We start from the raw sequence: 16,361 nt of genomic DNA on the forward strand, positions 1-16,361 counted from the left end.
GCCGCCGCGTCTCCTCGCGGTCAGTGCCGGGGGGCGAGGGCGGTCAGGTCGAGCTGGGCCCAGGCCACGTCGTGCCAGGCGTCGTGCTTCCAGCCCACGCGCGACATGACGCCGACGTCCTCGAAACCCAGGGCACGGTGCAGTCCGAGGCTCGCGTCGTTGGGCAGGGTCATGCAGGCGACCGCGACCCGCATGCCGCGCTCGGCCAGGCGGGGCAGGAGGGCGCCGTACAGGGCCCGGCCCGCTCCGGTGCGGCGGCGGCCCTGCTCGAGGTAGACGCTGACCTCGCACGTGCGCCGGTAGGCGGCGCGGGTGCGGAACGTGCCGCCGTAGGCGTAGCCGAGGACACCGTCGGCGTCCTCCATGACGATCCAGGCGTGCTCGCGCTGGGCGGCGGCGATCCGCGCCGCCATCTCCTGCGCACCGGGAGGGTCGAGCTCGAAGGTGATCGCGGTGTCGGTGACGTAGGGCGCGTAGATCGCGGCGCAGACCTCGGCGTCCGCGGGGGTCGCGTCGCGGACGGTGAGGGTGGGCATCGAAGTCATGTTCATTATAGTAATCCGGGGCTGTCACTATAGTGAACACATGAGCGACGAACTGGGTTCTGCCCTCGCCCTGACCCTCAAGGAACTCCGAGGCTCCCGCGGTTTGAGCGCCTCGGCGCTGTCCGAACTCTCCGGCGTCTCACGCACCATGGTCAGCCGTATCGAGAACGGCGACGTCCAGCCCACGGCCTCCCTCCTCGGGCGCCTGTCCGCGGCGCTCGGCATCACCCTCTCCGAGCTGATCTCCCGTGCCGAACAGGGCGACCGGCGCCTGGCCCGCTCCCACGAGCAGCCCACCTGGACCGACCCCGACACCGGCTACGTGCGCCGGGCGGTCTCCCCGACCTCCGGCGGCCCGATCGAACTGGTCGAGGTGGAGCTCCCGGCGGGTGCGAGGGTCGCCTTCCCCGTGGAGGCCTACGTCTTCACGCACCACCAGATCTGGGTCCTGGACGGCACGCTCGCCTTCCGCGAGGGCTCCGTCGAGCACCTCCTGGAGGCGGGGGACTGCCTCCAGCTGGGTCCGCCCGAGCCGTGCGAGTTCCACAATCCGGGCCGGTCCCCCTGCCGCTACCTGGTGGTCATCGCCCGGCGCGGCGCCTGAGGGACCGCCCGGGGACACGGGCCGTGCGGTGACGGCGGACGGCCCCCGTCCCTTCGACCGGTCGGCGCCGATCGGGGTCTTCGGGCGTGGCGCGGCACGGAGGGCGCGGGCCCGGTGCGTAGGGTGCGAGACGGCCTGGTGAGCCTCCGGGCCGAGTCGTGCTCCCGCCGCCCCCGGGGCCGGACACCCAGATCCGAAGGAAGAACCATGCGTGCTGTGAGCTTCTCCGACTACGGCGACCCGTCCGTCCTGACCGTCGTGGAGTCCGAGGTCCCCGAGCCCGGCCCCGGTCAGGTGAGGGTGGCCGTCCGCGCCGCGGGCGTCAACCCGTTCGACGTCAAGGCGCGTTCGGGGCTGATGGCGCAGGGCAGGCCGCTGCCCGCACCGCGCGTGCCGGGCCTGGAGGCCGCCGGGGTGGTGGACGCGGTCGGTGAGGGCGTCACGGGCACGGCCGTCGGCGACGCCGTCGCCGGATGGACCGCAGGCGGCGGCGGATACGCCGAGTACGCCGTGCTGTCGACCTTCGCGGCCAAGCCGGAGGCGCTGACCTGGCAGGAGGCGGCGGCTCTCCCGGTGGCGGGGGAGGCCGCGGTCCGCGCGCTGCGCGTCCTGGACCCCCGGCGCGGGGAGACGCTGCTGGTCAACGGCGCCTCGGGCAGTGTCGGAGGGATCGCCGTCCAGCTCATGGTCGAGGTCGGGATCACGGTGATCGGGACGGCAGGCGGCGCGAACCTGGACCGGGTGCGCGCGCTCGGAGCGCTCGCCACCCCCTACGGGGAGGGGCTCGCCCAGCGCGTGCGGGCGCTGGCGCCCCGGGGCGTGGACGCCGTCCTGGACGCGGCCGGGCACGGGGCGCTCCCCGACGCGATCGCCCTGCGCGGCGGTACGGACCGGATCGTCACCCTCGCCGACCCGGCCGCCTTCGACCTGGGCGTCCCCTTCCTCTCCAAGCCGGAGGACCAGACCGCGCAGACCCTGGAAACGCTGCTGGGGGCTGCGGCCGAGGGGCGGATCACCCCGCCCGCGTCCCGCGCGATGGGGCTGGAGGAGGCCGCGCAGGCCCACAGGGAGTGGGAGCGGAAGTCCTCCGGCAAGATCGTCCTGGTTCCCTGACGCGTCCGCTCAGGGGCGTGTCCGCGGGGAGGAGCCCGACCACGGCACTGCCGCGCCTGGATCGGCCAGGCCGACCGCCCCAAGGCCCACGGCGCTTTTCCGGACCGACAGCGTGTTCGAGAAGGGACAGGAAACAGGGCCCTGGCTCGTCCGGGCCTTCTGTCGCGTCGCGGCTGTGGGCCAGACGGCGGGCCACCTGTTCGATCACGGCCCAGCGGTTGTGTCGACGGGGCAGACCGGGCACCTGTTCGACGAAGGTTCGTCGACCGCGTGAGGGGGCCGGGCATCGGAAAGGGTTTATCTTCCCGGGTATGGATCATCAGGGGGAGTTTCGTCGGGCAGCACTTGGGTTGGGCATCCCGGACGACGAGATCAGCAGGTTCAGCCGGCACCTTCGTTTGGCGATCGGATTGTCCGGGGGCGGCGATGGTTCTCCGGTAGGCCACATCGGCGGGTTGCCCCGGCTTCCGGTGGGCATGAAGTGGCCGTCCGCCGAGGACATTCCGTTGCCGTTGTTCCTCTCCGTCGATTGTGGGGCGCTGCCGGGGGTCGACGGCTTCGACCTCCCGGCGGACGGGACACTCCTCTTCTTCGTTCACCAAGAGATGGACTTCGGCGAACTGCGGGCCGATCCGGGGCAGTACGCGCGAGTCGTGTACGTACCGGACGGCACCGAAACCGCGGTCGCAGAACCCCCCGGCCCCGCATGTGTCAGCGAGCGGATCGACGTCTGCGCCGAACTCAGAGCCGATCTGCCCCTGTGGTTGGAGGAGGGCGAAGAGGACTGGCACGAGTTCTGGGAGGATCTCGAGTGGGACGACATGTCACCCTTCCAGCAGCAGCTGGCCCGGTACATGGAGCGTGAGCTGCCGCACCTGGACGAACTCCGGTCCCTGGCCTACGACCTCTGGTCGTCCGGCGCCTACCTCGCCATCGGCGGGTACGCCGATGACGAGACGACGGTCGGCAGCATCACGGCGAAGACCCTCGCCAAGGGAGAATGGCTTTCCTATCTGGACGAGGACGCTTTCCGGTTGGCGAGCGAATGGTTGCCGCTCGCCAATGAAGGACGGACCTACACGGAGTACTACACGAAATTTATGATCCGCCACGGCGACCTGGCCGCCGCTCGATGGGACAAGGCACTCACCGTGACCAATTTCGAGGCCCCGTGACCAGGTTCGACGCACCTCTACCCCCGGGGGTGCCCAGCTCGTTCTTCACCCCCGGCAGGAAACGATCCTGTCGAGGGGGAAGAACGAGCTGAGAACGCGGTCATGAAGAGTCCTTCCTGAGCAAGCGGGGCAGGTGGGCGTGAAGGTGCTGGACCTTGACGCCTTGCCCGAGAACTCGGAGTCGTTCGCTGAGGATTTCGATCAGCCCGCAGGCTCGGTGTTTTCCTCCTGCGCCGCCGATGACGATGCTGCGCGGCCCCGCGGGGCGCACCACGTCAGCGACCAGGCGGAGGCACGGTGGCGGAACCCGGCCGTGCTGCTGCCCGGGGTCTCCCCCCTGGGTCGGTGGGGCCCGGGGCGGGTCGCCTGCGCCGACCGGGCCGCGCCCGCGTCAGCCGAGGAGGGCCCGGGTGAACACCGGGCGCTGCTCGGCGAGCCAGGTCTGGCGGCGGTCCCAGCGGTCCCAGCCCCCGGACCGCTCCAGGCCGCGGACGAACGCCTCCTCGCCGCCGTCCACGCGTGCCGCCACGAACGTCCGGGCCACGGCCGTGTACTGCTCGATCACGCCGGGGAGGGCGGCGCGGTCCCCGCGGGCGAGGCCGTAGGCGTCGGCGGCCGACCGGAGCCGGCGGGGCACGTCCGCGCCCTCGCTCCAGGTCCCGGCGGCGGAGACCGGGTCGAGGGCGGGGACCAGGTAGTAGGCCAGGGCGGCCACGTCCCACACGGGCCTTCCGGGCGCGGCGAGGTCGAAGTCGATCAGGGCCTCGGCGCGTCCGTCGCGGAAGACGAGGTTCTCCGCACAGGGGTCGTTGTGGCACAGGATCGGCCCGCCCCCGGGATCGGCCAGCCCGGCCGCCCCCGAGGCCCACGGCGCGGTGGCGTCCACGCCGACACGGGACGCGGCCTCGTGGTAGCGGCGCAGCAGCGCCGCGGCCGAGCGCAGGGCCGGCTCGGTGCGCACCCAGTCGGGGAAGGGCGGCAGGGCCACGTCGCCCTCCACGAAGGTCAGCTCCTCGCGGCCGTCCCCGCGCAGCCGGAGGGGGAGCGGGGCGCCCCGGTAGCCGGTGTCGGCCAGGGCCCGCAGGTGGGTGTGGAGGGCGGGGGAGGCGGGGGAGGCGGTGCGCACGACGCGGCCACCGTGCCGGAAGACCGTGTTCATCATCCCGCCGCCGAGCCGGTGCGCGTCTTCGCGGGCGTCGTCGTCGGGGCCGGCAGCAGCGGGCATCGCTCTCCTCGGGGTGCACGGAAAACCTGTGGCGACGGGGATGCGTCGAATCCTACGGTCGGGGTCGGGGTCGGGGTCGGTGGAGGGGGAGGGCTCGTGCCGCGTCGAAGGTCACCGCAGGAGAAGAAGGCCCTGAGCTACGCCAGGGACCGCCGCAACGACTACGGCGAGAACGACAAGAGTTCGCGCCGCAACATCCCCCTGTCCAAGCGCATCGCCAGGAGGGCCGACCGGCGGATCGCGGCGACCGCGCTGGCCGCCGGACGCGGGGGCGCGGACGCCGACTCGGGCGCGGCGGCGCAGGAGCGGGCCGAGCGCAGGAGGCCCGGGGTGTGGCGCAAGTGGCCGGACGGACCGCTGGGCGTGCACGTCGAGTGCGGCCTGGAGCGCCGTGCCCGGGCCGAGGGCGGGAAGGGCCGCAACGCCGACCGCCTGGGGAGACTCCGCGCGCGGTTGCGCCGACCGGGCCGCTGACCCGGTCCCGGGCGGAGGGCTCCGGGACGTGCGGAGGAAGGCCGGGAGGTTTTCCACAGCCGCACCCGAACCCGTGTTCGCTCCACTACTCTGGGTCCCGAAAGCAGTCGAGCCCGACATCGGTGTTGGTAGCACCTGCCGGGCTCTGACCCCCAACCTGGTCTCATCAGGAAGGCGGCTAGTGGTGGAGTGTATCCAACTCGGCCCCGATGTCACGGCCATATCCCGCATGTCGTCTCCTTCGGACACGGCGACGCAGGCGTCGCAGCCCCCGCCGGGGCCCGTCGGTCCGCGCCGGCGCACCCCGGGCGCCATGCGCGGTATCGGCTTCATGCCCTCGCTCTGGATCACCGACGCCCTCAGGGCGGGCCTGCTGCCCAGCACCCGCGCGCACACCGTCGCGGCGATCATCGCCGACGCCGCCGACGCGGACGGGCGCTGGTGCTACCTGTACCTCGACACGATCGCGGAGCGCTCCGGCGGGACGATGAGCGTCTCCACCGTCAAACGGGCGCTCCACGACCTCGTCGGCGCGGGCCTGGTGCGCAGGCTCGGCCCGTCGCAGGCGCGCCTGTTCTTCCGCGCCGACATCGCCGCCGGGCGCCGGTGGCCCGACCGGCTCCCGCCGGTGCTGGAGCTGCTGATCCCAGCGCAGGCGTACACCGCCCAGGCGCTGGAGGAGGTCAACCGCGTGCGCCGGGTGCTGGGGGAGGAGCCGTTGTCCCCGGCCTCCCGCCCCTGTCCTCCGGTGCGAACGACCGTTCATCCTGACCTGGCCGACAGGTCGGAACGACCTGCAGACCTTTCCCCTGTAGACCCCTCCCCGATCCGGCGCTCCGTCCGCGGGAGCGCCACCACAGGGCGGGTGGCCGCCCGGGCGTACGCGCGAGGGGTCCGTCCCCTGCCGGTGCCGGTGCAAGCGCCCGTGGTCGGCCCGGAAGGGGTCCCCGGCCCCGCACCGGACACGGGGACGCCCGGTGCGCCGACGCGCGACGGTCCTCCGGAACGGAGGCCGGACCCCGTACCGGAAAGGGTGACCGCCCCGGGGCCGCGAGGGCTCGCCCGGAGCCTCCTCGCCCGGATACCGGACTCGGTGCTGCGCCGCCCCGGACCGGACCGCGAGGCCCTGGCCGGTGCCCTCGACCGGCTCGCCGGACAGGGGATGCGCACGGCCGAGCTGGGCGCGCTTCTGGAGGGCGCGGAGACCCTGCGCAGCCCGTTCCCGGCGCTCATGCGCCGCCTGGGCGGCGTGGAGGACGCGCGCGGGTTCCTGAACGGCCGCCTCGGCGCGGGCGTGCGGCGCGGCGGCGGAGGCGCCCCGGCCCCGCCGTGGGCTCCCGCGCCGCGCACGGCCCGGCTCGCGCAGGGGGTACCCGATCCCCGGCGCCCGGACGACGGGGACGCGTTCGCCGAGCGGCCCGGGTTCGCCGTCGGCCCCGACGGCGCGGCGCCGCGCACCTGCCCCGACCACCCGGGCGTGCGCAACGTCCCGGGCGGGAGCTGCCGTGTGTGCGGCGGGGCCTGCCGGAGCGTGCCCGGCGAGATCCTCCACCCGCACCGGGACCCCGGTGCGGGGGCGGCCCGCACGGGCGGTGATCCGCCCGGGAGTCCCGCCGGGCCCGAGTGGCCCGAGGGGCCTGTGCGGGCCGCGGAGGACCCGGCCGGGGTCCTGCTGGACGGTCCTGACACCGGCGGCGCCGGGGAGGCCGGGGAGACGGATCCCGCGGTCCTCGCGCTCATGCGCGCCTCCCTCTCCGGGGACCGCCGCGAACCGGTGCGCCCACCCGGGCGGAAGGGCCGCGCGCCCACGCCCGCGGCCCGTGCCGCGGTCGACTCCGTGCGCCGCCGGCTGGACCTCCTCCGCGAACGGGCCGCCGGGTGAGGGGCGTCGGGGAGGGCGGCGGCGCGGCGGGCCCGCGGGCCGTCCGGGCGGGACCGTCCGGTGCGCCGGAAGGCACGGCGTCCCCGGGGACGGGGCTCGCGGTGTCGCGCGGCACCGCCCCCTGCGCTCGCGGGCGCGGCTCAGACCTGCGGCACGGGGACCGGGCGGGACCCCTGGGCCAGCGACTCCGCACCGGCCACACCCACCAGGGAGGCCGCCACGGCGTCGCGCACCGGCACCAGGGGCGGTGCGCCGTGCAGGACCGTGTCGCGAAAGCCCCGCAGCAGCAGGACCGTTCCCTCGGTCCCGCGCTCCAGGGGCTCGCCGTCCAGGGTCACCGGAGGCGGTACACGCTCCTCCTCGCGCGTCACGCCGTCCTCCTGCGTCCAGCCCTCCTGGCGGACCCGCACCGACCAGGCCCGGTCGCCCCCGGCGCGCACCGACTCGGCCAGTCCCCGGGTTCCGCGCACCGACACCCAGCTCCAGTGGCTGTCGGACTCGCCCTGGAGGAACCCGTTGCGGGTGATGGCCAGCGCCCCCGTGGACAGGCGCACCACCATGGTGGAGGCCTCGCGCGGAGAGGCCTCGTCCACGCCGAAGGCGGTGACCTCGACGGGACGCGCCCCGGTGATCGCCAGGATCGGGGACAGCGAGTGGGTGCAGTACGCGGTCGGGGGGATCCTGCCGCGCCAGTGCGCGGGGTCGCCGATCAGAGCCGCCCGCTCCTCGGGCGACATCCCGTGCAGGTAGTCGGCCTCCACCAGGCTGATCCGGCCGACCTCTCCCGCCTCCACCGCCTCGCGCAGGAGCCGCACGTGCGGGTGGAGCACGTAGTTCTCGGCGAAGGAGTAGGTGGCTCGGGAGCGGTCGGCGGCCTCGACCAGGGCCCGGCCCTCCTCGGCACTCGCGCAGGCGGCGGCCTCGGAGAGCACGTGGACGCCGTGTTCGAGGAAGGCGGTCGCCAGCGGGGCGTGGGCGTCGAAGTCGTTGGCGAGCACCACCCCGTCCAGGCGGTGGCCGGGGTCCAGCAGGTCCTGCCAGCGGTCGACGGCGACCGCGCCGGGCAGCAGCTCGCGCGCCCGCCGTCGCGGTTCGGCCTCGCGGTCGCAGACCGCGACCACGTCGATGCCCGCCCTGGCGGCCCACACCGCCAGGTGCAGCCCCATCCCCAGTCCCACCACTCCCATGCGCATGGGGGGCATCCTCCCGGAAGTCACCGGGGCGGACAACGGGTTTCCCCCGGGGGGCTCCCGGGCGTGCGCCTCCGCCCGCGCCTCCCCGGCCGACGGCAGAGGTCGGGAAGCACCGATGCGCCCAAAAGTATGTTTACGTCAAGGCAATACACTGGCAACACCACGGGTGGACAGGGCCTGTATGAGCCCATGGCCCCGTCTCCTCGAACCGATTCCTCCGACGATCGAGGTTCCCGGCACAACGGCGTGCGGGGTGCCCGTTCCAGCAGTGAGAAGGGAACGCACTCGCATGCCGTTTTCCGATGGTGCCCGCAGCGGGCACCACCCGGGGGTCCGAAGCGCGTACGAGCACGTGGTGCGGCGCAACCCCGACGAGCCCGAGTTCCAGCAGGCCGTCCTGGAGGTGCTCGACAGCCTCTCGCCCGCCCTCTCCCGCCACTCCGAATACGCCGACCAGCGCATCCTGGAGCGCCTCTGCGAACCCGAACGCCAGGTCATCTTCCGGGTGCCGTGGCGCGACGACCAGGGCAACGTGCACGTCAACCGTGGTTTCCGGGTGGAGTTCAACAGCGCGTTGGGCCCCTACAAGGGCGGGCTGCGCTTCCACCCCAGCGTGAACCTCGGGGTGATCAAGTTCCTGGGCTTCGAGCAGATCTTCAAGAACGCCCTCACCGGCATGAGCATCGGCGGCGGCAAGGGCGGCAGCGACTTCGACCCCAAGGGGCGCTCCGACAACGAGATCGAGCGGTTCTGCCAGTCGTTCATGACCGAGCTCCACCGCCACCTGGGCGAGCACACCGACGTCCCGGCCGGGGACATCGGGGTGGGCGGCCGCGAGATCGGCTACCTGTTCGGCCAGTACCGGCGCCTCGCCAACCGGTGGGAGGCCGGGGTCATCACCGGCAAGGGCCTGGAGTGGGGTGGTTCGCGCGTCCGTACCGAGGCCACGGGGTACGGGAACGTGCTGTTCACCCAGCGGATGCTGGAGCGCTCGGGCAGGAGCCTGGACGGCCGGCGCGTGGTGGTGTCCGGTTCGGGCAACGTGGCGATCTACTCGGTGGAGAAGGCCCAGCAGCTGGGCGCCACCGTGGTCGCCTGCTCCGACTCCGGCGGCTACGTCGTGGACGAGAAGGGCATCGACCTCGACCTGCTCAAGCAGATCAAGGAGGTGGAGCGGGCCCGGATCTCCGAGTACGCCGAGCGGCGCGGCGACGCCCGCTACGTGGAGGGCGGCAACGTGTGGGACGTGCCCTGCGACGTGGCGCTGCCCTCCGCCACCCAGAACGAGCTGGACGCGGCATCGGCGCGCACCCTGGTCCGCAACGGCGTCCTGGCGGTGGCCGAGGGCGCGAACATGCCCACCACCCCCGAGGCCGTCCAGGTGCTGCGCGAGGCCGGTGTGCTGTTCGCGCCGGGCAAGGCCGCCAACGCCGGCGGCGTGGCGACCAGCGTCCTGGAGATGCGGCAGAACGCGCGGCGCACGTCGTGGTCGTTCGAGCACGCCGAGGCCGAGCTGGCCGAGGTGATGACGGGGATCCACGACCGGTGCGAGGAGGCCGCCGAGAGGTACGGCGCCCCGGGCGACTACGTGCTCGGTGCGAACGTGGCCGGGTTCGAGCGTGTGGCGGGCGCGATGCTCGCCCAGGGCCTGATCTAGGCACCGCCTCCGTCCGGGGCCTGGGAAAGGCCCCAGGACGGAGGCGGCGGCCCTCCTTCTCCGGTCGGGCGGCGAACCCACCGGAGCAGGAGGACCCGCCCCCGTGCCGACCGGTCGGGCGGACCGGGGAGACGGCCGGGCACGGAGGAGCGCGCGACCGCCCCCGGGACCGTGCCGGGGACGCGGGCAGGTCTCAGGCCGCGGACCGCTGGTCGGCCGGGCGCCTGCGCAGTTCCGGGCGGATGACGGCGGGCGGGTCGTAGGAGACGTCGAGGGGGCCGATGTCGGTCCCGGGCGCGACGATGTCGTCGATCCTGTCGAGGACGCCGTCGCCGAGTACGGCGCCGGCGCCCGCCAGCAGGTCCTCCAGCTGTTCCATGGTGCGGGGGCCGATGATGGCGGAGCTGACGTCGGGGTGGGCGGAGACGAAGGCCATCGCCAGGTGGGCCAGGGACATCCCGGCCTCCTCGGCCACCACGATGAGCCGTTCGACGGCGTCGAGCTTGCGCTCGTCGGTCAGGTGCTCGGGCATCCAGTGCATCCTGGCGTTCTCCACGGGGGAGGCGCCCTTGCGGTAGCGGCCGGTCAGCAGGCCCGAGGACAGCGGCCCCCAGGTCAGCACGCCCAGGCCGTAGCGGCGGCAGAGCGGCAGGACCTCCCGCTCGATCCCGCGGTTGAGGATGGAGTACGTGGGCTGCTCGGTGCGCAGCCGCTGGAGTGCGCGCCGCTCGGCCACCCACTGCGCCTCCACGATCTCCGAGGGCGGCAGGTTCGAGGAGCCGACGACGCGGACCTTGCCGCTGCGCACCAGGTCGGTCAGCGCCGAGAGCGTCTCCTCGATGTCGGTCCGGGGGTCGGGGTGGTGGAGCTGGTAGAGGTCGATGTAGTCGGTGCGGAGGCGCCGCAGCGAGTGCTCGACCTCGGCGATGATCCAGCGCCGGGAGCTGCCGTGCCGGTTGGGGCCCTCACCCATCCGGCCGTTGACCTTGGTGGCCAGCACGACCTCGTCGCGTCGGCCCTTGAGGGCCTTGCCGACGATCTCCTCGGTCTCGCTGTAGCCGTACACGTCGGCGGTGTCGACGAAGTTGACGCCGGCGTCCAGTGCCCGGTGGGTCATACGGATGCATTCGTCGTGGTCGGGGTTGCCCACCCGGCCGAACATCATGGTGCCCAGGCAGTAGGCACTGACCTCGATGCCGGTGCGCCCCAGCTCGCGCGTTCTCACAGTGATCCGGTTCCTCTTCCTTTCCGGCAGCCGCACGGCACACGCCTGCGGCGGCGACGCTCCCGTGCCCGCTCCGGGCGGGCACGGGGGCCGGGGCGGCGGGGCGCTCAGCCCGCCCCGCCGCCCCGGCACACGGAGGTCAGCCGTTGTACGGGGCCGCGACGTCCAGGACCCAGACGATGCCGAAGCGGTCCTTGAGCATCCCGTAGAGCGGCGCCCACGGGGAGGCCTCCAGCGGCTGCACGACGGTCGAGCCGACGGCAAGCTTCTCCCAGAGGGCGGTGATCTCCTCGGTGCCGTCCCCGCGCACGGAGACGAAGACGGCGTTCTCGCCCCGGTCCCACGGCATCGGGGAGGGCACGTCGTAGGCCATGACGTGGAAGCCGTTGTCCGCGATCACCTGGCCCCACGTCACCCAGTCCGCCTCGTCCGGGTTCTGCACGTTGCCGGTGTCCTTGTAGGTGACGACGGCGATGTCCCCGCCGAAGACGGAGTGGTAGAAGTCGAGCGCCGCGCGGGCCTCGCCGCGGAAGTTCAGGTGGGTCGTGGTCGTGATGGACATGGTGGCTCCCGGTCTTCGTCTGCTCGGGTGAGCTTTGTACGGCTGGTGTCGGTGGCAGTCGGCCGTGTGCCGCCGCGGCGGTGCACGGCCGGGTGTCGGGGGCGGTGGACGGCCGCGCCCCTCGGCGGCGGACACGGAAACGTCCGCCGCCGAGGGGTCCTGACCTGCGATGACCGCGTTTGCGCCCGCCCCTTCGCTGCCTGCGGCCCTACATTCGCAGGCTCACAGGACAGGGTGTGTCCTCTATGTCGAGCAGGATGGGTCCATGGTGAAAACGTCCGCCCGCCTGCTCGCGCTCCTGTCCGTGCTCCAGACCCGCCGGGACTGGTCGGGTGACGAGCTGGCCGAGCGGCTCGACGTCAGTGCGCGCACGGTCCGCCGCGACGTGGACCGCCTCCGCGAACTCGGCTACCCGATCACGGCCTTCAAGGGGCGCGACGGCGGCTACCGGCTCGACGCGGGCTCGCAGATGCCCCCGCTGCTGTTCGACGACGAACAGGCGGTGGCGCTGGCGGTGGCGCTCCAGGCGGCCACCGCGACCGGCGCCGGGATCGGGGAGGCCGCGGAACGCGCGCTCAACACCATCCGCCAGGTCATGCCCGCACGCCTGCGCCAGCGGATCCGCCCGATCCGGGTCGAAGCGGTCGTGCCGCCCGACGCCGTTCCCGCCCGGGCCGACGGCAGCCTGCTCATGGCGCTCAGCGCCGCCGTCCACGCCCGCGAGGAACTGCGCCTCGACTACACCCCCGCCTTCCGGTCAGCCTCGGAGCCGGGCGACACCGCGGTGGTCCGGCGCCGGGTGCAGCCCCACCACCTGGTCACCTGGCGGGGGCGCTGGTACCTCCTGGCGTGGGAGGAGGAGCGCGGCGACTGGCAGACCCTCCGCGTGGACCGCATCTCGCCGCGCACCCCCAACGGTCCGCGCTTCACCCCGCGCGAGGTGCCCGGCGGCGACGTGGCCGCCTTCGTCACCGGCAGGTTCCGGGGCTCGGGCGGACCGGCCGACTGGCCCTGCCGGGGGGAGGTCGTCCTCGACCTGCCCGCCGCGTCCGTCGTCCCCTTCGCCTACGACGGGCTGGTCGAGGAACTGGGGCCGGAGCGCTGCCGGCTGGTGCTCGGTTCGTGGTCATGGGTCGGCCTGGCCTCCGCCGTCGGGCGGTTCGACGCCGACTTCGAGGTCGTCGGACCGCCCGAGCTCGAGGACGCGTTCGAGCGCCTGGCCCGCCGCTTCGGAGGCGCCGGCCGCAAGGCCCGCCTCCCCGAGGGCTGACCGGGCGCGCCGTTCCCGGCCGCCGCACTCCGCGGCCGGGAGCGCCGGGGTCTCCCCGGCCGCCACGGCCCCCGTCGGACGCGGGGCCGACAGGGGCCCGTGGCGGTCTCCCGTCAGCCCGCGGAGTTCTCGCCGGTCACCACAGGTGGTGGACGTGGGGCCGGACGAGCTCGTCGTAGACCTCGCCGATCCGGGCGTGGACCTCGGGGGAGAGGGGAGCCAGGTCCGCGGCGGCGTTGCCGCGCGCCTGGTCGGCGTTGCGGGCCCCGGGGATGACGACGCTCACGCCGTCCTGGTCCAGGATCCAGCGCAGCGCGAACTGGGCCATCGTCATCCCCTCGGGGACGAGCGGGCGGATACGCTCCACGGCCTCCAGCCCGGTGGCGTAGGGGACCCCGGAGAACGTCTCCCCCTTGTCGAAGGCCTGCCCCTCGCGGTTGAAGGCGCGGTGGTCGTCGTCGGCGAAGGAGGTGTCGGCGGTGAACCTGCCCGAGAGCAGGCCGCTGGCCAGCGGGACGCGGGCGATGACACCGACCCCGGCCTCGCGCGCGGCGGGCAGGAACCGCTCCAGGGGCTTGTGGCGGAAGGCGTTGAGGATGATCTGGACGGTGGCCACGTGGGGGCGGGCGATGGCGGCCAGGGCTTCGTCCACGGTCTCGACCGAGACGCCGTAGGCGCGCATCCTCCCCTCCTCGACCATGGCGTCCAGGTCGTCGAAGACGGCGTCGGTGGAGATGACGGCGGAGGGCGGGCAGTGCAGCTGGACGAGGTCGACGGTGTCCACGCCCAGGTTGCGGCGGGAGTCGTCGTTCCAGGCCCGGAAGTTGGCGGGGTTGTAGTTCGCGGCGAGCTGCTCCTGGCGCCGGCCCATCTTGGTGGCCACGGTGATGTGGGGGAGTTCCTTGAGCAGGCGTCCCACGAGCCGTTCGCTGCGGCCGTCGCCGTAGACGTCGGCGGTGTCGAAGAAGGTGACGCCCTCCTCGGCCGCGGTGTGCAGGGCGGCGGTGGCGTCGGCCTCGCTGACCTCGCCCCAGGAGGCTCCGATCTGCCAGGCGCCGAAACCGACGACGCCGACGTCCTTGCGGGTGCGACCCAGTACACGTGTTTCCATGCGGCCGATCCTAGACCTCTGGAAGCGCTCCCAGGCGAGGAGGGCCGTGGTCTCCGACGGTCCGGCGGCCGCGCGACCGGCCCGCCCCGTGAGGACGGGAGCCGGGACCGCGCGGTCAGGCGCGGGCCGGGGACCGGCCGCCTCACCGGACCGGGGGACGCGGACCGAACCGCTCCCGGTACCGGGCCGGGCCGACCCCGGTGTGCGCCCGAACGCTCGCCCGCAGGTTGGCGGTACTGCCCAGGCCGCTGGCCCGCGCCACCGCCTCGAAGCCCATGCCTCCGGCCTCGATCAGGCGGCAGGCCAGCAGCACGCGCTCGGAGCGCAGCCAGGCCAGCGGGGTCGTGCCCAGTTCGGCCCGGAACCGGCGGTGCAGGGTCGCCGGGCTGACCGACGCCCGAGAGGCCAGGTCGGCGACGGCGATCGGTTCGCCCAGGTGCTCTCGGGCCCAGGCCAGGACCGGGGCCAGGGAGGTGTCGGCGGTCTCGGGGAGCGGCCTGCGGACGAACTGGCGCTGCCCTCCCTCCCGGTGGGCGGCGAACACCAGCCGTCGGCTGACCGTGTTGGCGGTCTCCGCACCGTGGTCGCGGCGGATCAGGTGCAGTCCCAGGTCCAGGGCGGCGGCGCTGCCCGCCGCGGTGAGCACGTCGCCTTCGTCCACGAACAGCACGTCGCGTTCGAGGCGGACCCCCGGGTGCATCCGGGCGAACAGTTCCTCGAACCTCCAGTGCGTGGCGGCCCTCCGCCCGTCCAGGACCCCGGCGGCGGCCAGGGTGAACGCACCGCTGCAGAAGCTGACCAGCCGGGCTCCCCGCCGGGCCGCCCGGCGCACGGACGCGACCACCTCCGGCCTGGGCGGCACCCACGGGTCGGGGCGGTTGGGCACGATGACCGTGTCGGCCTCCTCCACCGCCTCCAGCCCGGCCAGGTCGGTGATGGTGAACAGCCCCAGGTGGACGCGCACGTCGGGGACCGCCGAGCACACGGTGAGGTCGTACCAGGGGTGGTCGAGCTCGGGACGGCGCAGTCCGAAGAGCTCGGTGGCCACGCTCATCTCGAAGGGGTTCGAGCCCTCGTCGACGACCAGTGCGACTCGGTGCGAGGATTCTTGCGGCATGTGCGATTCCTAGCACTTCCCCGGTCGGGGCGCCATGGCCAGGATGGCCCTATGAGCGAACGACCGATCAATCTGCGGGACGCACTGGCCTCCTTCGACGAGCTGTGGAGTCCGCGCATCGTCACCCGGGTCAACGACTACGACGTGCGCGTGGCCAAGGTCCGCGGCGAGTACGTGTGGCACGCCCACGACGGCACCGACGAGTTCTTCCTCCTCCTGGACGGGGACCTGCGCATCCGGCTGCGCGAGCGCGAGGGCGCCCCGGAGCGGGTTGTCACCCTGGAGAGGGGATCGGTGTTCGTGGTCCCGCGCGGCGCCGAGCACCGGCCCGAGTCGGACGGGGGCGCGTCGATCCTCCTCTTCGAGCCCACCGGCACCCTGACGGTCGGCGACCGCCACGAGGAGGTGCCCGACCACGTGGACGCCACCACCGGGCACGTCCTGGACGGCTGAGGCCCCGCGGCCCGCCGCACCCAGCCCCCCGGTTCAGCCGCCGAGGACGCCCTCGGCCACCGCGGCCACCTCGGCGGGGCTGCCGCCCATGATGAGGGCGGCGTGCTCGGTGATCGCCTCGACGGGCCAGTCCCACCACCGGGCCGCGAGCAGGCGGGCGACGTCGTCCTCGTCGAAGCGGCTGCGGATGTGCCGCGCCGGGTTGCCGCCGACCAGCGCGTAGGGGGCGACGTCCTTGGTCACGACACTGTGCGCGGCCACGACGGCGCCGTCGCCGATCGCCACCCCCGGCATGAGCGTGGCGCCCCGGCCGATCCACACGTCGTTGCCGATCCTGGTGTCGGGCGGGGCGGGGATCGACAGGTAGGTGTCCATGGTGCGCTCGGACCACTCGCCGCCGAACATCGTGAACGGGTAGGTGGAGGGGCCCACAGTGGGGTGGTTCCCGGCGGGCATGAGGATGGTGGCGCCCGGCGCGATGGCGCTGAACCGGCCGATCACCAGGCGCTGGGGGCCGTAGTTGTAGAGCACGCACGCCTGCTCGAAGGGGACTCCGCTGCCCTCGTCGTCGTAGTAGGTGTACTCGCCCACCTCGATGAGGTCGGAGGTGACCTGTGCCTTCAGGAAGACGACGTTGGTCAGGTCCGGCCGGGTCGTGGGGTGCAACCGGTCCGGGTCGGGTGCGGGCATGGGTCTCCCCGTTCTCCTCTCCCGGGGCCGGGCGGCGCCGGGCTCGTCGGGGACGAGGCTAGCGA

16 protein-coding genes are annotated in these 16,361 nt (G+C 73.7%); 8 read left to right on the forward strand and 8 right to left on the reverse strand.

Annotation, left to right across the window (positions count from 1 at the left end; translation table 11 throughout):
• Positions 1-20: 20 nt before the first annotated feature.
• A complete protein-coding gene (locus ACFQBR_RS04125) occupies positions 21-545 on the reverse strand; it encodes a GNAT family N-acetyltransferase (protein ID WP_267950125.1) in 525 nt (174 codons plus the stop codon).
• Positions 546-585: 40 nt separating this feature from the next.
• Here ACFQBR_RS04125 and ACFQBR_RS04130 point away from each other — a divergent pair, with 40 nt between their 5' ends.
• From ACFQBR_RS04130 to ACFQBR_RS04140, 3 genes are all read left to right on the forward strand, one after another.
• The gene (locus tag ACFQBR_RS04130) at positions 586-1,149 is read left to right on the forward strand and encodes a helix-turn-helix domain-containing protein (RefSeq protein ID WP_330159765.1); all 564 of its coding nucleotides are present in this window, start codon (positions 586-588) and stop codon (positions 1,147-1,149) included.
• 207 nt (positions 1,150-1,356) lie between these two features.
• The gene (locus tag ACFQBR_RS04135) at positions 1,357-2,262 is read left to right on the forward strand and encodes an NADP-dependent oxidoreductase (RefSeq protein ID WP_344175437.1); all 906 of its coding nucleotides are present in this window, start codon (positions 1,357-1,359) and stop codon (positions 2,260-2,262) included.
• A gap of 311 nt (positions 2,263-2,573) precedes the next feature.
• The gene (locus ACFQBR_RS04140) at positions 2,574-3,437 is read left to right on the forward strand and encodes a DUF1963 domain-containing protein (RefSeq protein ID WP_344175439.1); all 864 of its coding nucleotides are present in this window, start codon (positions 2,574-2,576) and stop codon (positions 3,435-3,437) included.
• Between the two features lie 391 nt (positions 3,438-3,828).
• On the opposite strand, the gene ACFQBR_RS04145 is transcribed toward ACFQBR_RS04140, so the two are convergent.
• Positions 3,829-4,662 carry a phosphotransferase gene (locus ACFQBR_RS04145; RefSeq protein WP_344175441.1) on the reverse strand — a complete coding sequence of 278 codons (834 nt, stop codon included), beginning with the start codon at positions 4,660-4,662 and terminating at the stop codon, positions 3,829-3,831.
• A 96-nt stretch (positions 4,663-4,758) separates the two neighbouring features.
• Here ACFQBR_RS04145 and ACFQBR_RS04150 point away from each other — a divergent pair, with 96 nt between their 5' ends.
• Both ACFQBR_RS04150 and ACFQBR_RS04155 read left to right on the forward strand, forming a co-directional pair.
• Positions 4,759-5,136 carry a hypothetical protein gene (locus ACFQBR_RS04150; protein ID WP_344175444.1) on the forward strand — a complete coding sequence of 126 codons (378 nt, stop codon included), beginning with the start codon at positions 4,759-4,761 and terminating at the stop codon, positions 5,134-5,136.
• A gap of 313 nt (positions 5,137-5,449) precedes the next feature.
• Positions 5,450-7,018 carry a helix-turn-helix domain-containing protein gene (locus ACFQBR_RS04155; protein WP_378552111.1) on the forward strand — a complete coding sequence of 523 codons (1,569 nt, stop codon included), beginning with the start codon at positions 5,450-5,452 and terminating at the stop codon, positions 7,016-7,018.
• A 140-nt stretch (positions 7,019-7,158) separates the two neighbouring features.
• Here the strand turns inward: ACFQBR_RS04155 and ACFQBR_RS04160 are convergent, their stop codons facing one another.
• Positions 7,159-8,211 carry a Gfo/Idh/MocA family protein gene (locus ACFQBR_RS04160; RefSeq protein ID WP_344175449.1) on the reverse strand — a complete coding sequence of 351 codons (1,053 nt, stop codon included), beginning with the start codon at positions 8,209-8,211 and terminating at the stop codon, positions 7,159-7,161.
• A gap of 289 nt (positions 8,212-8,500) precedes the next feature.
• Between ACFQBR_RS04160 and gdhA the strand changes: the two genes are divergently transcribed.
• A complete protein-coding gene (gdhA, locus tag ACFQBR_RS04165) occupies positions 8,501-9,868 on the forward strand; it encodes an NADP-specific glutamate dehydrogenase (protein ID WP_267950116.1) in 1,368 nt (455 codons plus the stop codon).
• A gap of 193 nt (positions 9,869-10,061) precedes the next feature.
• Here gdhA and ACFQBR_RS04170 read toward each other — a convergent pair whose 3' ends face one another.
• Entirely contained in the window at positions 10,062-11,093 is a 1,032-nt protein-coding gene (locus ACFQBR_RS04170) for an aldo/keto reductase (protein ID WP_344175451.1), read from the reverse strand.
• Between the two features lie 139 nt (positions 11,094-11,232).
• Complete coding sequence (locus ACFQBR_RS04175; RefSeq protein ID WP_267950114.1) at positions 11,233-11,655, reverse strand: VOC family protein; 423 nt, start codon at positions 11,653-11,655, stop codon at positions 11,233-11,235.
• 265 nt (positions 11,656-11,920) lie between these two features.
• Between ACFQBR_RS04175 and ACFQBR_RS04180 the strand changes: the two genes are divergently transcribed.
• On the forward strand, positions 11,921-12,925 hold the full coding sequence (locus ACFQBR_RS04180) for a helix-turn-helix transcriptional regulator (RefSeq protein ID WP_344175454.1): 1,005 nt from the start codon (positions 11,921-11,923) through the stop codon (positions 12,923-12,925).
• A gap of 136 nt (positions 12,926-13,061) precedes the next feature.
• Here ACFQBR_RS04180 and ACFQBR_RS04185 read toward each other — a convergent pair whose 3' ends face one another.
• On the reverse strand, positions 13,062-14,036 hold the full coding sequence (locus tag ACFQBR_RS04185) for an aldo/keto reductase (protein WP_344175456.1): 975 nt from the start codon (positions 14,034-14,036) through the stop codon (positions 13,062-13,064).
• A 142-nt stretch (positions 14,037-14,178) separates the two neighbouring features.
• A complete protein-coding gene (locus ACFQBR_RS04190; protein WP_344175458.1) occupies positions 14,179-15,153 on the reverse strand; it encodes a helix-turn-helix domain-containing protein in 975 nt (324 codons plus the stop codon).
• A 51-nt stretch (positions 15,154-15,204) separates the two neighbouring features.
• Between ACFQBR_RS04190 and ACFQBR_RS04195 the strand changes: the two genes are divergently transcribed.
• The gene (locus ACFQBR_RS04195) at positions 15,205-15,606 is read left to right on the forward strand and encodes a cupin domain-containing protein (RefSeq protein ID WP_267950110.1); all 402 of its coding nucleotides are present in this window, start codon (positions 15,205-15,207) and stop codon (positions 15,604-15,606) included.
• A gap of 33 nt (positions 15,607-15,639) precedes the next feature.
• Here the strand turns inward: ACFQBR_RS04195 and ACFQBR_RS04200 are convergent, their stop codons facing one another.
• On the reverse strand, positions 15,640-16,296 hold the full coding sequence (locus ACFQBR_RS04200) for a CatB-related O-acetyltransferase (RefSeq protein WP_344175460.1): 657 nt from the start codon (positions 16,294-16,296) through the stop codon (positions 15,640-15,642).
• Between the last annotated feature and the right edge of the window lie 65 nt (positions 16,297-16,361).

This window comes from Nocardiopsis tropica (genome assembly GCF_042660575.1).
Lineage (GTDB): Bacteria > Actinomycetota > Actinomycetes > Streptosporangiales > Streptosporangiaceae > Nocardiopsis > Nocardiopsis tropica.